Here is a 14,184-nt window from a genome sequence, read left to right as displayed (position 1 = left end):
GGGTATACGGGGAGGCGGTCCGCCAAAAAGAAAAAGCCCGCCGGGAGGGGCGGGCTTTTTCGTGGTCAGCGACCGGCAGGCAGCTTAATGCGGCTGCTTGACCGTTTCGACCTGCTGCATCGGCGTGCTGTCGGCCGGCGGCAGTGCCTTGCGCTCACGGATCACGCGCGCCGGCTTGACGGTCTGCGCCGCCACTTCCTGCGCGGCGCGCAGCTTGTCGGCGTCGGTGTTGACCCAGATCAGGCCAGCCTGCTCGAGGATCGGCTGCAGTGCCTCGGCCGATGCGGCGCGGGCCGGAGCCTGCGGCGCCGGCTGTGCTACGGGCTGTGCCGCGGCGACCGGGGCCGGCTCGACGACAGCCGGCTCTGCTGCCACGACCGGTTGCGCTTCGACGATCTCGGCTTGCGGCGCCGGTTCGGCGGCAGGGGCCGCGACGACCGTGGCCGGAGCCGCGGTGTCGAGTGCGGCCGGCGCTTCGGCTTGCACCTCGGCCGCGGGCGCAGCTTGCGCCGGCTGTGCTTCGACAGCCGGTGCGGCTGCCGGAGCTTCGACAGGCGCAGCCTCGACACGCGCGACCGGCTCGACCGGCGTTGCCGTCTCGCTGACGGTCGGCGCAGCTTCAACTGCCACCGGCGCTTGCGCTGCCGGTTCAACTGCCACCGGAGCCTGTTCGACCGGCACGACCTTTTCGGTCTTCGCCGCGCTTTCCGCAGCCAGCGCCGGCGTTTCGGCGGCAGCGTGCAGCTCGGTGACGACCGCGGTTTCCGTCGCGACAGCGGCGACCACCACTTCGACCGGCGTCACGTCTTTCGCTTCGGCAGCTTCCGCCTTGCGCTCGACCGGCTCGGCCGCACGCAGCGGAGCTTCGTCGTTCGCGCCGACGTTATCGCCTTCGGCTTCCGCGACATCCGCGGCGAGGTTGCCGTTGACGTCCTCTTCGCGCTCACGACGACCGCCACGACGGCCACGACGGCGACGACGACGCTCTTCGCCATCACGTGCCGCCGCTTCCTGATCGACCGGTGCGCCGTCTTCGCCGATAGCGACGGCCGCGCGGTTGCGGGCCAGTTCATCGTCGGCCTGCGCGGCGTCGGATTGCGTCAGTGCTGCGGCTGCTTCGACTTGCGGCTTGCGACGCTCGCCACGTTCGGCGCGTTCGCCACGCTCACGGCGCTCGCCGCGTTCCTGGCGTTCGGCGCGCGCGGCGCCTTCGACTGCATCCGCACGCTCGGCGCCACGGTTGTCGCGCTCGCGACCGTCACGGCCTTCGCGCGCTTCACGCGGCTCGCGGGCCTCGCGCGGCTCACGGCCTTCACGGATCTCACGCGGTTCGCGCGGCTCACGTGCTTCACGGGGCGCACGCGGTTCGCGGCCTTCGCGCGCCTCACGCGGTTCGCGACCTTCACGTTCCTCGCGACGCTGCGACGGTTGCTGACCTTGTCCCTGACGGCCGCCGCTCACGCCTTCGCCGCGCGCTGCCGCGTCGCGGCCGCCTGCGCCGCCACGGCGGTTGCGGTTGCGATCGCCGCCGCGTTCGCCGGTGCGCTCACCGCGCTCCGTGCGTTCGCCGCGTTGCGGACGGGTCTGCTTGTCGGCCGTAGCCGGCACAACGGGTTCCGGAGCCGCCGGCTGCACGCCGAACAGCTTCTTCAACCAGCCGATAAAGCCGCCGCTCGCCGGCGTCACCGCGACCGGAGCGGGCGTAGCCGCCGGGCGAACCGGCGCGCTCGGCGCCGGCTTCTCGGGCGTGATGCCCTTGACCGCCGCTTCCTGCTTCGGCTTCACTTCCTCGGTGCGCTTGCTGTAACCGGTTTCCGACTCGAGTTCGCGGGCCGCTTCCTCGGCCATCTTCCACGACGCGCGCGGGTCGTCGAGGCGCGCATCGTCGTGACGCAGACGCTCGAGCTTGTAGTGCGGGGTGTCGAGGTGCTTGTTCGGGATCAGCACGACGTTGACCTTGAAACGCGATTCGATCTTGTTGATCTCGGCACGCTTCTCGTTCAACAGGAAGGCGGTCACTTCGACCGGCACCTGGCAGTGGATCGCCGCGGTGTTTTCCTTCATCGCTTCTTCCTGAATGATCCGCAGCACTTGCAGCGCGGACGATTCGGTATCGCGGATGTGGCCCGTGCCGTTGCAGCGCGGGCAGGTCACGTGGCTGCCTTCCGACAGCGCCGGACGCAGACGCTGGCGCGACAGTTCCATCAGGCCGAAGCGCGAGATCTTGCCCATCTGCACGCGGGCGCGGTCGTGCTTGAGCGCGTCTTTCAGGCGCTGCTCGACTTCGCGCTGGCTCTTGGCCGACTCCATGTCGATGAAGTCGATCACGATCAGGCCGCCCAGGTCGCGCAGACGCAACTGGCGGGCGACTTCGTCGGCCGCTTCGAGGTTCGTGCGCGCGGCCGTTTCCTCGATGTCCGCACCCTTGGTGGCGCGCGCCGAGTTCACGTCGATCGCGACCAGTGCTTCGGTGTGGTCGATCACGATCGCGCCGCCCGACGGCAGCGGCACCGTGCGCGAGTACGCGGTTTCGATCTGGTGTTCGATCTGGAAACGCGAGAACAGCGGCACATCGTCGTGATACCGCTTCACCTTGCTGACATTATCGGGCATCACGATATCCATGAAGGCGCGGGCCTGGTCATGGATTTCGGTGGTGTCGATCAGAATTTCGCCGATGTCGGGCTGGAAGTAATCGCGGATCGCGCGAATCACGAGGCTCGATTCGAGATAGATCAGCATCGGCTGACCGCTGGTGCCGCTTTGCGACGCGGCTTCGATCGCGCGCCACAGCTGCATCAGGTAGTTCAGGTCCCACTGCAGCTCTTCGGCGCTGCGACCGATGCCGGCCGTGCGCGCGATGATGCTCATGCCTTCCGGCAGTTGCAGCTGGGCCATCGTTTCGCGCAGTTCCTGGCGGTCATCGCCTTCGATCCGGCGCGATACGCCGCCGCCGCGCGGGTTGTTCGGCATCAGCACGAGGTAACGGCCGGCGAGCGAGATGAAGGTGGTCAGGGCCGCGCCCTTGTTGCCACGTTCTTCTTTTTCGACCTGGACGATCAGCTCCTGGCCTTCCTTGAGCGCGTCCTGGATGCGTGCGGAACGCATATCGACGCCTTCGCGGAAGTACTGGCGCGCGACTTCCTTGAACGGCAGGAAGCCGTGGCGGTCTTCGCCGTAATTGACGAAGCACGCCTCGAGCGACGGCTCGATGCGGGTGATGATGCCTTTGTAAATATTGCCTTTGCGCTGTTCGCGGCCGGTGGTTTCGATGTCGATGTCGATGAGTTTTTGCCCATCGACGATGGCGACGCGCAGTTCTTCCTGCTGCGTCGCGTTGAACAACATTCGTTTCATTGAACGGCTCCAGAGCGGCCTCGCCGGCCCAGGCTGCGCGGTTGTCAGTCGCGAGAGCAAGGGAGGGCAGCGGCGTGCCGCGTCTTATTGTGTTTTCACAAGCACGCTGGAGCGGGAATGATGGCGGGAGAATTGCCTGGGAGGGCCCGGCCCGGCTAAAAATGGGCGCGGTGCCGCAGGGCACATGCGAACACGGCTTCAAATCATGACCTGACACGCCCCGTGCTGCCAGCAGACCATCACAAGCCTTCGTCATGTCGAGCCGGCGCGCCAACTGGGCGCACGAGCGGACGGCAAAGCCGGGTCATGCCGCAACGGGAAGTTCGCGCAGGCGGCGCGTCTTTTCCTGCTGGGGGTGTCTCGCTTCATTTTTTGACGTCGCCATGTCTTGTACTTTCTACAAGACGCCACGGGCGCACGCCGTATTTTCGCTACTTGCAGCTTCGGGCAGGGCGCTATACCACCCGGATCGCGAAGCTGAAAGCCAAATTCTTTTTTACCAAAATTCCGTTACCGTCGAAGCCGACCTTTGACCGAACGCGCCTGTGGGCGCCGTCCCTGCCGGGTACCGACTTCGTGCGTGCAACTTGGTGCATCTCATTTTCAGGGTGAGCAACCAGACCCCGGCGCAAGTAAAATAACGGTTTATCGCTTGCGCTCGCGCAATCCACCCACATTCCGAACGCTGTGAGGACACTGCGCCGGCCGTCGCGGACTGCTGGGCAAATTATATTCAGAATGAAAGAGTTAGGCAAAACATCCCAGAGATCGGTTGCAGGCGCGGTTGCGAGCGACCAGGTCTCGCTGATCGAAATCGACGACAGCTCGGCCGGACAGCGCATCGACAACTTCCTGTTGCGCGTCTGCAAGGGCGTGCCGAAAAGCCATATCTACCGGATCTTGCGCAGCGGCGAGGTGCGTGTGAACAAGGGCCGGATTGATGCGCAGTACCGGCTCGAACTCGGCGATCTCGTGCGCGTGCCGCCGATCCGCGTCGCGCAGCAGAATGAAGCCGCTGCCCCCGTGCCGGTGCCGGCCGCCGGTTTTCCGATCCTGTTCGAAGACGAGCATCTGCTGGTGATCGACAAGCCCGCGGGTGTCGCCGTGCACGGCGGCAGCGGCGTGGCGTTCGGCGTGATCGAGCAGATGCGTGCGGCGCGCCCGCAGGCGAAATTTCTCGAACTGGTGCACCGGCTGGACCGCGAAACCTCCGGCGTGCTGATGCTGGCGAAAAAGCGCGCGGCGCTCGTCAATCTGCACGAACAGATCCGCGACAACCGGATGGACAAGCGCTATTACGCATGCGTGCACGGCGAGTGGGCAAGCGACTGGGGCCGCCGCCGCGCGGTCAAGGAGCCGCTGCACAAGTATTCGACCGCCGACGGCGAGCGCCGCGTGCGGGTGCAGGCGGACGGGCTCGCATCGCATACGATCTTCAATCTGGTCGACCGCTGGCCGGACTACGCGCTGCTGGAGGCGGAGTTGAAGACCGGGCGGACTCACCAGATTCGCGTGCACTTGCAGCATCTGGAACTGCCGATCGTCGGCGATGCCAAATACGGCGATTTCGCGCTGAACAAGGCGCTCGCCCGCGCCAATGCGAAGCCGGGCATCAAGCGCATGTTCCTGCATGCTTACCGGCTCAAGCTCACGCATCCGGCCACCGGCGCGCCGCTGCAGCTCGACGCGCCGCTGCCGCCGGAGTGCCGCGGCTTTATCCAGCAACTCAACGAACTACGCACGGGGTCCAACCCGGAGGCGACCTTGCATGGCTAGAGAGCAATTTGATCTGATCGTGTTCGACTGGGATGGCACGTTGATGGATTCGACCGTGCACATCACGCGCAGCATTCAGGCGGCGTGCCGCGACCTCGGCCTGCCGGTTCCCGCCGACGAGGCGGCGAGCTACGTGATCGGTCTCGGGCTGCGCGACGCGCTGCAGCTGGCCGCGCCCACGCTCGATCCGGCCGACTATCCGCGTCTTTCGGAGCGCTACCGCTTCCATTATCTGGTGAAGGATCAGACCACCGAACTGTTCCCGGGTGTGCGCGACATGCTGCAGGAGTTGCGCGATCTGGGCTATCTGCTCGCGGTGGCGACCGGCAAGAGCCGCGTCGGGCTGAACCGCGCGCTCGACCAGGCGCGCCTGACCAGCCTGTTCGACGGCACCCGCTGTGCGGACGAGACCTTCTCGAAACCGCATCCGGCCATGCTGCACGAGCTGACCCGTGAATTGGGGCAGGATAATGCGCGCACCGTGATGATCGGCGACACGACGCATGATCTGCAGATGGCGATCAATGCCGGCGTGGCGGGCATCGGCGTGACGTATGGCGCGCATCCGGCCAATTCGCTGACCGCGTTGGAGCCGAAGTTCGTCGCGTCGAGCGTCGGTGATCTGTCCGGCTGGCTGCGGGAGCACGCATGAGCGACGGCGGCGGGGTGGACGGGGCCGCCGGCACGGCCGCGGCGGCGGTGCGGATCTGCGCGGCGGACGAGTTGCGCGACGGCGGTGACGGGATCCGGCGCGACGCGCGGCTCGGCGGCGACGACGTGGTGGTTTTTTTCGTCCGCTACGACGGTCACGCCTACGGCTACCTGAACCGCTGCGCGCATGTGCCGATGGAGCTCGACTGGTCGGAAGGGCAGTTCTTCGAATCGTCAGGCTTATACTTGATGTGCGCGACACATGGCGCGATTTACGCGCCTGATACCGGCAAATGCGTCGGTGGACCGTGTCGCGGCGGCAAGTTGCGGCCGCTGCAGGTCGAGGAGCGCGATACGCCCGAAGGCCGTGCGGTATTCTGGTTGCCGGACGGTGAGTTGCTGCCGGCCACGTCCTGATTTTCCTTTCCCCCTCATCTCATTGCCCGCATGTCCGACAATTTGACCCCTGAGAAGGACCCCGCACCGGCTGGCCGTTCCTCGTCGACGGCTGGCGAGCCCACCTGGGAGCGGGCTGCGCTGGAGCGCATCGCGTTGGCCGCGATCACCGAACAGCGGTCGGCGCGCCGTTGGAAAATTTTCTTCCGTTTCCTGTTTCTGGCGGTCCTGTTGCTGATCGTCTGGAGCTTGTTCAGCTTGACCGGCGAGCGCGTCGCCACGACCGGGAGGCATACCGCGATGGTGTCGATTGAGGGCGAAATCGCGTCGGATTCGCGCGCGAATGCGGAAGATATCAACACTGCACTTGGTAGTGCTTTCGAGGATGCTGATACAGCCGGCGTGATCCTGTACTGCAACAGCCCGGGTGGGAGTCCGGTGCAGGCGGGCATCATCAATAGCGAAGTTCGGCGATTGCGCGCCAAATATCCGTCAATTCCGCTTTACGTGGTGGTGGGCGATATGTGTGCGTCGGGAGGCTACTACGCCGCGGCCGCGGCCGACAAAATCTATGTCGACAAGGCGAGCATCGTCGGTTCGATCGGTGTGTTGATGGAAGGCTTCGGCTTTACCGGGCTGATGGACAAGCTCGGGGTGCAGCGTCGTTTGCATACGTCGGGTGAGAACAAGGGCTTTTTCGACCCGTTCTCGCCGGAAACGCCGAAGATGGACGAACATGCGCAGGACATGCTGGATCAAATCCATGCCCAGTTCATCGATGCAGTGCGCCAGGGCCGGGGCAAGCGGCTGCACGAGACGCCGGACATGTTCTCGGGTCTGTTCTGGACTGGCCAGAAAAGCGTCGATCTGGGCCTTGCCGATGGCTTCGGCGATCCGGACTACGTGGCGCGGGAAATTTTCAAGGCACCGGATATCGTCGACTACACGGTCAAAGAAAGCATTTCGGACCGCGTTGCGCGCAAGTTCGGCGCTGCGGTCGGCGCAGGCGCGGTGCGCGCGATGGCCTTGGGCTCGGAGCTAAACCTGCATTGACTTCGCTGTTATAAAAAAAGCCCGCGCGATCGTGGTTCGGATCGCGCGGGCTTTTCTTTGCTGGCGCGGTTTTGCGCTTTATGTGCGCTCGGCAGACGTCAGCCGGGCGGCATCGCTCAGATCAGTTAGCCAGAATCAGAAAGATCGCCGGCCGCTTGTGCAGATCGATTTCCGGCTTCTTCTTCCAGTCGCTGACCGTGCGGCTGGCGATCGTCTCCGAGGGCAGGGTGAGATCGACCGCGACGCAGACGAGAGTCGACGGCGCGCAGCTCGCAAGCAGCGTGTCGAGCAGCGCACGATTGCGGTACGGCGTTTCGATGAAAATCTGCGTCTGCTTCGCCTTGCGCGACTGCTGCTCGAGATCGCGCAGACGTTTCGCGCGCTCGGTGGCGTCGACCGGAAGGTAACCGTGGAACGCGAAGCTCTGGCCGTTCAGGCCCGACGCCATCAAGGCCAGCAGAATGGAGCTCGGCCCCACCAGCGGCACGACCTTGACGCCGCGCTCGTGCGCGCGCCGCACCAGCAGCGCGCCCGGATCCGCGACGGCCGGGCAGCCGGCTTCCGAAACCAGTCCCGCGTCGGTGCCGGCGAGCAGCGGCGCGAGCAGCCGGTCGATCTCGCCGGCCGGCGTATTCACGTTCAGTTCGCGAATCTCGATTTCCTGGATCGGCCTCTCGGTGCCGACCTTCTTCAGGAACGCGCGAGTGGTTTTCGCGTTTTCGCCAATGTAATAGTGCAGCGACGCCGCGCGGGCGCGCACCGGCGCCGGCAGGACGAGTTCGAGCGCGCTCGCGTCGCCTTCGCCGAGCGTATTGGGAATCAGGTACAGGGTGCCGCTCATTGAGTCTCCAGAAGTGGGTAGCCGGCCGCGAGCAGCATGCTCGTCAGCGCGATCAGCGGCAGGCCGACCAGCGCGGTCGGGTCGTCCGAATGGATTGCTTCTAGCAGCGCGATTCCGAGACCCTCGGATTTGGCGCTGCCCGCGACGTCGTACGGGGTTTCGGCGCGCAGATAGGCGTCGAGCGCGGCGTCCGGCAGGTTGCGGAAACGTACGCGAGTGATGACGTCGATGGTCTGCGCGTGATCCGTGGCGCGGTCGAACAGGCACAGCGCACTATGGAACAGCACTTCGCGGCCGCGCATCGCCTGTAATTGCGCGAGCGCCTTCTCGTGCGTGCCCGGCTTGCCGATCTGCAGGCCGTCGTAGGTGGCGACCTGGTCGGAGCCGATCACGAGCGCGGGCTCGCCGGCAGGCAGCCCGGCGGCGACCGCGCGCGCTTTGGCTTCGGCGAGGCGCAGTGCGGTCGCTTCGGGCGTTTCGCCGGCGAGCGGGGTTTCGTCGAGCGCGGGCACGACGACGTCGAACGGCACGCGCAGGCGTTCGAGCAGCTCGCGGCGATAGCGCGAACTCGACGCCAGAATCAGGCGTGGCGGGCGTTTGGAGGAATCGGACATGGATAACCGGCGGCTAGGGAGGCGGGTCGTACGGGGTCGCGCGGAGCTTGCGCGCGTACGGGCTTAAGTGTTTGACTCGAAAAGACAAAACGGATATGATTTCGGGCTTTTCACGGTATGCTTGCGCTAGATGGGCTTGCCGCGTTCGCTGATTCCACTGGCCTGAAAGCCGCAGTAGCATTGAGCGAAGGCCTGATCCATCATGTCTTGCACACCGGTTTATCTCCGCGCCGGTCTTACCGTCGCGGATCACCCCGGCAACATGTTTGTCGACGCAGGAGCGCACATGACTCAACATCCTGGCAAACCTGCAGGTCTGTCCGACCCGCATGAACTCGATCTGTTCGAATTTGCGCGGAGTGGGCGTCAGGCCGCGGGTGTCGTGCGCGTCTCGCAACTGCCGCGCATGTTAAACGAAGTCCCGGCGGAAGCGCCAGATCGCGACACCGCGTTCACGTGGCAAGCCGAAGGGGCGAACCAGCCGGAATTGCAGGACGACGGCACCGAAGGTCCCCAGCCTTATCTGAGGCTGGCGGTTCACGGTTCCGCGTGGCTCGAATGTCAGCGCTGCTTGACGCCGTATTCGCAGGCATTCAACGTCGATGCAACTTACCGGATCGTCAATACGGAGGCGGAAGCCGAAGAGTTTCCGCTCGACGAGGATGAAGTCGAAGTGATCGTGGGCTCGCGCCAGTTCGATCTCATCGACTTGATCGAAGAAGAGTTGCTGCTTTCCTTGCCGCTCGTGCCCAAGCACGAGGTCTGTCCGAAAGTGCACGAGAGTCTTGTCTCGGGTGTGGACGGCAGCGAAGGCGAGGGCGACGAAGCCGCGCAGGACGAAGCTGGCGATGCCGGCGAGCCCGAGCGGCGCAATCCGTTTGCGGCGCTCGAAAGTCTGAAGCGCGACGAGCCGGGCGGCAGTAAGCACTAAACAGTTGCAGGGTGCGCGATGCGGGCGTATTGGCCATCTGGCCAGTGGCGGACACCGTATCGGGCTGTGTTAGAATTCGGAAAATTTTTAGGAGTTATAGTCATGGCAGTTCAACAAAATAAGAAGTCGCCGTCGAAGCGCGGCATGCACCGTTCGCACGATTTCCTGACGACCGCGCCGCTGGCCGTCGAGCCGAGCACGGGCGAAGTGCATCTGCGTCACCACATTAGCCCGAACGGCTACTATCGCGGCAAGAAAGTCGTCAAGACGAAGAACGACTAATCGTTCACTGCGTTGCGCCCTTTGGCGTTTCGCGTGGCGATCGGCTCGCTTGACATTTTCCCGGTTCGGCAAAAGGGCGGCATTCAACTGCCGCTTTTTTGTGTCTGAAATTCGTCGCACTCCATGACAGTAAAGCTCACGATCGATTGCATGGGAGGCGACCACGGCCCGTCCGTGACCGTTCCCGCTGCCGTCAACTTCGCTCGTTCGCATCCTGACGTGCAGCTACTGCTCGTCGGCATTGAAAGTGCGATTCGTGCGCAGCTGAAGAAGCTCAAGGCTCAGGATCTGCCGGCGTTGACCGTCGTGCCTGCGTCCGAGGTCGTCGCAATGGACGACCCGGTCGAGGTCGCGCTGCGCAAGAAAAAAGATTCGTCGATGCGCGTGGCGCTCAATCGCGTCAAGGAAGGCGAGGCGCAAGCCTGCATTTCCGCCGGCAACACCGGCGCGCTGATGGCGGTCTCCCGCTATGTGCTGAAAACGCTGTCGGGCATCGAACGCCCGGCCATCGCGTCCGCATTGCCCAATCCCACCGGCTACACGATGATGCTCGACCTGGGCGCCAACGTCGACTGCGAGCCGCAGCATCTGCTGCAGTTCGCGGAGATGGGGCACGCGCTCGTGTCGGCGCTCGAGGGTAAGGAGCGGCCCACCATCGGCCTGCTCAATATCGGCGAAGAGGTCATCAAGGGCAACGACATCATCAAACGCGCCGGCGAACTGCTGCGTGCGAGTACACTGAACTTTCACGGCAACGTAGAAGGCGACGATATCTACAAAGGCACCGTGGACGTGATCGTCTGCGATGGCTTTGTCGGTAACGTCGCGTTGAAGACGTCGGAAGGTCTCGCGCAGATGCTCTCCAATATCATCAAGGAAGAGTTCGGCCGTTCGTGGCTCACCAAGGTGATGGCGGTGCTCGCGCTGCCGGTATTGATGCGTTTCAAGAAACGCGTCGACCATCGGCAATACAATGGCGCCGCGCTGCTCGGCTTGCGCGGCCTCGTGATCAAAAGCCACGGTTCCGCCGATGCCTACGCGTTTGAGTGGGCCATCAAACGCGGGTATGATGCCGTCAAAAACGGCGTGCTGGAGCGCCTTGCGCGAGCAATGGAGGAGAACGCGGGTTCCCTCGAACAGGCGGCGCGCGACGCAAGCGGTGCGGGCAACGCAAGCCCCATTGCAGGCCAGCCGGCCGAGCCCTACGCTGCGCAATCCTCGAAGGCATAATGGCTCAATCCACAATCTATTCCCGCGTGCTGGGCACCGGCAGCTATCTGCCGCCGCAGCGCGTCACCAATCAGGATCTCGCCGAGCGTCTCGCGAAGCAGGGTGTCGAGACGAGTGACGAATGGATCGTCGCGCGCACCGGCATTCATGCGCGTCATTTCGCCGAGCCGGACATGACGACCAGCGACCTCGCGCTGATCGCCGCGCAGCGCGCGATCGAAGCGGCGGACATCGATCCGCAGTCGATCGACCTGATCGTCGTCGCCACCTCCACGCCCGACTTCGTGTTTCCGAGCACCGCCTGCCTGCTGCAGAACAAGCTCGGCATCAAGAATCACGGCGCCGCATTCGACGTGCAGGCGGTCTGCTCCGGCTTCGCGTACGCGGTCGCGACGGTGGACGCGCTGATCCGCAGCGGCCAGCATCGCACCGCGCTGGTGATCGGCGCGGAGACGTTCTCGCGCATTCTCGATTTCAACGATCGCACCACCTGCGTGCTGTTCGGCGACGGCGCCGGCGCAGTGATCCTGCAGGCGGCCGACGAACCGGGCGTGCTGGCAAGCGCGCTGCATGCTGACGGCAGCCACTCGAACATTCTGTGCACGCCGGGCAATGTGAACGGCGGTGTGGTCGCCGGCAGCGCATTCCTGCACATGGACGGCCAGGCGGTGTTCAAGCTGGCGGTCAACGTGCTCGAAAAGGTCGCGATCGAAGCGCTCGAAAAAGCTAATCTGACGCCGGACCAGATCGACTGGCTGATCCCGCACCAGGCCAACATCCGCATCATGCAAAGCACCTGCCGCAAGCTCGGCTTGCCGCAGGAGCGCATGGTCGTCACGGTGGGCGAGCACGGCAATACGTCGGCGGCGTCCATTCCGCTCGCATTCGACGTCGCGGTGCGCGACGGCCGCATCAAGCGCGGCCAGAACGTGCTGATCGAAGGCGTGGGCGGCGGCTTCACGTGGGGCGCGTCGGTTATCCGCTACTGAGCGTAGCCACGCTTCGCAACGCACCGCTCACGGTGCCTGAGCGACCGGTGTGACGCGCCCATCCGTGGCAGCGGCTGCCGGTCGTCCGATCCGATTAAACAGATTTTGGGGACGATATGAAATTCGCGTTCGTTTTTCCTGGCCAGGGCTCGCAGACGGTGGGCATGCTCAACGCATTCGCCGATCACGCAATCGTGCGCGAGACGGTTCAGGAAGCCTCCGACGCCCTCAATCAGGACCTCGGCAAGCTGATCGCCGAAGGCCCTGCCGAAGATCTCAATCTCACCACCAACACCCAGCCGGTCATGCTGACCGCGGCCTACGCGATTTATCGCGCGTGGCAGCAGGCAGGTGGCCCGGCGCCGGCGCTCGTCGCCGGTCATAGCCTGGGCGAATACACGGCGCTGGTCGCGGCCGGCGCGCTCGCGTTTCGCGACGCGGTGCCGCTCGTGCGTTTCCGCGCGGAGGCGATGCAGACCGCCGTGCCGGTCGGCGAAGGCGGGATGGCTGCGATTCTCGGTCTCGACGACGACACGGTTCGCGCGGTGTGCGCGGAGGCGTCGGCGGCGGGCGTGGTCGAGGCGGTCAACTTCAACGCGCCGGCGCAAGTCGTGATTGCCGGCCACAAGGCCGCGGTCGAGAAGGCCTGCGAAGTCGCGAAGGCGAAGGGCGCGAAGCGCGCGCTGCCGCTGCCGGTGTCGGCGCCGTTCCATTCGTCGCTGCTCAAGCCCGCGTCGGATCAACTGCGCGAGTACCTCGCCAGCATCGAAGTGAAGGTGCCGTCGATTCCCGTGATCAATAACGTCGACGTCGCGATGGTCAACGAGCCCGCCGCGATCAAGGACGCGCTGGTGCGCCAGGCGGCCGGTCCGGTGCGCTGGGTCGAATGCGTGCAGGCGATGGCCGCGCAAGGCGTCACGCACGTGATCGAATGCGGTCCGGGCAAGGTCCTTGCGGGCCTGACCAAGCGGATCGACGGCAATCTGACCGGTGCGTCGGTGTTCGATCCGGCGTCGCTCGAAGAAACGCTGAAGCTGGTGACGGCAGGCTGAGCGAGCCGTCTCGCAGGCGTCGCTCGGGCCCGTGCCGCGACGAAATTCCGTTGCGGCATTGCGCGGCATCCAGAACCAACAAGAATCAACGAGCCCTTTGAAGGGCATCCGGACTGACAGATGGAAAAGACTCTCGACAAGCAGATCGCAATCGTGACCGGCGCGTCGCGCGGTATCGGCCGTGCGATCGCGATGGAACTCGCGCGCCAGGGCGCGACCGTGATCGGTACCGCGACCAGCGAAAGCGGCGCGGCGGCGATTAGCGAAGCATTCAAGGCGGCCGGCGTGAACGGCCGCGGCGCGGTGCTCGACGTCAACGACGCGGCTGCGGCGGAAGCGCTGATCGACGGCACGGTCAAGGAATTCGGCGTGCTGAACGTACTGGTGAACAACGCCGGCATCACCCAGGACCAACTGGCGATGCGCATGAAGGACGACGACTGGGATTCGGTGATCGACACCAACCTGAAGTCGGTGTTCCGTCTGTCGCGCGCGGTGCTGCGCCCGATGATGAAGGCCAAGGGCGGCCGCATCATCAACATCACCTCGGTGGTCGGTTCGGCCGGCAACCCGGGGCAGATCAATTACGCGGCCGCTAAGGCCGGCGTCGCCGGTATGACCCGTGCGCTCGCGCGCGAGATCGGCAGCCGCGGCATCACGGTCAACTGCGTCGCGCCGGGTTTCATCGACACTGACATGACGAAGGCGCTGCCCGAAGAGCAGCAGACCGCGCTGAAGACGCAGATTCCGCTCGGCCGTCTCGGCAGCCCGGAAGACATCGCACACGCGGTCGCGTTTCTGGCGTCGCCGCAAGCCGGCTACATCACCGGAACGACGCTGCACGTGAACGGCGGCATGTACATGCAGTAACCGGATTCGGTTACTATCCGCGCCTTGATGCGTTAGTAAAAGCACGAGGCGCAAGCGTCGACAGGAACCCGATGCGCAGCTTTTTTGCCGGGTCAAACCTGATAAAATGCGCGCACCTGTATTTTTGAACTTCTTTTCCCTT

General features: G+C 64.8%; 13 protein-coding genes. 10 read left to right on the top strand and 3 right to left on the bottom strand.

What is annotated here, in order from left to right; all coding sequences use genetic code 11:
• Positions 1–84 precede the first annotated feature (84 nt).
• Positions 85–3,357, bottom strand: coding sequence for an Rne/Rng family ribonuclease (locus tag BTH42_RS18135; RefSeq protein WP_075301879.1), 3,273 nt, complete (start codon positions 3,355–3,357; stop codon positions 85–87).
• A 738-nt stretch (positions 3,358–4,095) separates the two neighbouring features.
• On the opposite strand from BTH42_RS18135, the gene BTH42_RS18130 reads away from it, so the two are divergent.
• The 4 genes from BTH42_RS18130 to BTH42_RS18115 are packed head-to-tail and all read left to right on the top strand — an operon-like array spanning position 4,096 to position 7,233.
• On the top strand, positions 4,096–5,133 hold the full coding sequence (locus BTH42_RS18130) for an RluA family pseudouridine synthase (protein WP_075301877.1): 1,038 nt from the start codon (positions 4,096–4,098) through the stop codon (positions 5,131–5,133).
• Positions 5,126–5,785, top strand: coding sequence for an HAD-IA family hydrolase (locus tag BTH42_RS18125; RefSeq protein ID WP_075301875.1), 660 nt, complete (start codon positions 5,126–5,128; stop codon positions 5,783–5,785). Before BTH42_RS18130 ends, BTH42_RS18125 begins: the two co-directional genes overlap by 8 nt.
• Positions 5,782–6,201: a Rieske 2Fe-2S domain-containing protein gene (locus BTH42_RS18120; protein ID WP_075301873.1), complete on the top strand. Its 420-nt coding sequence runs from the start codon at positions 5,782–5,784 to the stop codon at positions 6,199–6,201. Before BTH42_RS18125 ends, BTH42_RS18120 begins: the two co-directional genes overlap by 4 nt.
• A gap of 30 nt (positions 6,202–6,231) precedes the next feature.
• A complete protein-coding gene (locus BTH42_RS18115) occupies positions 6,232–7,233 on the top strand; it encodes a S49 family peptidase (protein ID WP_075301871.1) in 1,002 nt (333 codons plus the stop codon).
• A gap of 121 nt (positions 7,234–7,354) precedes the next feature.
• Here the strand turns inward: BTH42_RS18115 and BTH42_RS18110 are convergent, their stop codons facing one another.
• Both BTH42_RS18110 and BTH42_RS18105 read right to left on the bottom strand, forming a co-directional pair.
• The gene (locus BTH42_RS18110; RefSeq protein ID WP_075301869.1) at positions 7,355–8,074 is read right to left on the bottom strand and encodes an SAM-dependent methyltransferase; all 720 of its coding nucleotides are present in this window, start codon (positions 8,072–8,074) and stop codon (positions 7,355–7,357) included.
• Positions 8,071–8,688 carry a Maf-like protein gene (locus BTH42_RS18105; protein ID WP_075301867.1) on the bottom strand — a complete coding sequence of 206 codons (618 nt, stop codon included), beginning with the start codon at positions 8,686–8,688 and terminating at the stop codon, positions 8,071–8,073. Before BTH42_RS18105 ends, BTH42_RS18110 begins: the two co-directional genes overlap by 4 nt.
• Positions 8,689–8,974: 286 nt before the next feature.
• Between BTH42_RS18105 and BTH42_RS18100 the strand changes: the two genes are divergently transcribed.
• The 6 genes from BTH42_RS18100 (at position 8,975) to fabG (ending at position 14,042) form a co-directional block, all read left to right on the top strand.
• The gene (locus BTH42_RS18100) at positions 8,975–9,619 is read left to right on the top strand and encodes a DUF177 domain-containing protein (protein WP_075301865.1); all 645 of its coding nucleotides are present in this window, start codon (positions 8,975–8,977) and stop codon (positions 9,617–9,619) included.
• 102 nt (positions 9,620–9,721) lie between these two features.
• Positions 9,722–9,901 carry a 50S ribosomal protein L32 gene (gene rpmF / locus BTH42_RS18095; protein ID WP_018421288.1) on the top strand — a complete coding sequence of 60 codons (180 nt, stop codon included), beginning with the start codon at positions 9,722–9,724 and terminating at the stop codon, positions 9,899–9,901.
• Positions 9,902–10,024: 123 nt separating this feature from the next.
• Positions 10,025–11,131 (top strand): phosphate acyltransferase PlsX, encoded by a 1,107-nt coding sequence (gene plsX / locus BTH42_RS18090; RefSeq protein ID WP_075301863.1) that lies wholly within the window; start codon positions 10,025–10,027, stop codon positions 11,129–11,131.
• Complete coding sequence (locus BTH42_RS18085) at positions 11,131–12,120, top strand: beta-ketoacyl-ACP synthase III (RefSeq protein ID WP_075301861.1); 990 nt, start codon at positions 11,131–11,133, stop codon at positions 12,118–12,120. The genes plsX and BTH42_RS18085 overlap by 1 nt, the downstream gene beginning before the upstream one ends.
• Before the next feature lie 116 nt (positions 12,121–12,236).
• Entirely contained in the window at positions 12,237–13,172 is a 936-nt protein-coding gene (gene fabD, locus BTH42_RS18080; RefSeq protein WP_075301859.1) for an ACP S-malonyltransferase, read from the top strand.
• A 120-nt stretch (positions 13,173–13,292) separates the two neighbouring features.
• Positions 13,293–14,042 carry a 3-oxoacyl-ACP reductase FabG gene (gene fabG, locus BTH42_RS18075; RefSeq protein ID WP_075301857.1) on the top strand — a complete coding sequence of 250 codons (750 nt, stop codon included), beginning with the start codon at positions 13,293–13,295 and terminating at the stop codon, positions 14,040–14,042.
• The last annotated feature ends 142 nt before the right edge of the window (positions 14,043–14,184 follow it).

Origin of the sequence: Burkholderia sp. SRS-W-2-2016 (assembly GCF_001931485.1) — a bacterium.
GTDB lineage: Bacteria > Pseudomonadota > Gammaproteobacteria > Burkholderiales > Burkholderiaceae > Paraburkholderia.
Note: the sequence above shows the minus strand (reverse complement) of the source record. Positions and strands in the feature narration are given on the sequence as shown.

Coding starts and splice junctions, on each gene's coding strand:
- BTH42_RS18115 (WP_075301871.1), top strand. CDS start 6,232: ATGTCCGACAATTTGACCCCTGAGAAGGACCCCGCACCGGCTGGCCGT.
- BTH42_RS18085 (WP_075301861.1), top strand. CDS start 11,131: ATGGCTCAATCCACAATCTATTCCCGCGTGCTGGGCACCGGCAGCTAT.
- BTH42_RS18135 (WP_075301879.1), bottom strand. CDS start 3,357: ATGAAACGAATGTTGTTCAACGCGACGCAGCAGGAAGAACTGCGCGTC.
- BTH42_RS18105 (WP_075301867.1), bottom strand. CDS start 8,688: ATGTCCGATTCCTCCAAACGCCCGCCACGCCTGATTCTGGCGTCGAGT.
- BTH42_RS18120 (WP_075301873.1), top strand. CDS start 5,782: ATGAGCGACGGCGGCGGGGTGGACGGGGCCGCCGGCACGGCCGCGGCG.
- fabG (WP_075301857.1), top strand. CDS start 13,293: ATGGAAAAGACTCTCGACAAGCAGATCGCAATCGTGACCGGCGCGTCG.
- BTH42_RS18100 (WP_075301865.1), top strand. CDS start 8,975: ATGACTCAACATCCTGGCAAACCTGCAGGTCTGTCCGACCCGCATGAA.
- BTH42_RS18130 (WP_075301877.1), top strand. CDS start 4,096: ATGAAAGAGTTAGGCAAAACATCCCAGAGATCGGTTGCAGGCGCGGTT.
- BTH42_RS18125 (WP_075301875.1), top strand. CDS start 5,126: ATGGCTAGAGAGCAATTTGATCTGATCGTGTTCGACTGGGATGGCACG.
- fabD (WP_075301859.1), top strand. CDS start 12,237: ATGAAATTCGCGTTCGTTTTTCCTGGCCAGGGCTCGCAGACGGTGGGC.
- rpmF (WP_018421288.1), top strand. CDS start 9,722: ATGGCAGTTCAACAAAATAAGAAGTCGCCGTCGAAGCGCGGCATGCAC.
- BTH42_RS18110 (WP_075301869.1), bottom strand. CDS start 8,074: ATGAGCGGCACCCTGTACCTGATTCCCAATACGCTCGGCGAAGGCGAC.
- plsX (WP_075301863.1), top strand. CDS start 10,025: ATGACAGTAAAGCTCACGATCGATTGCATGGGAGGCGACCACGGCCCG.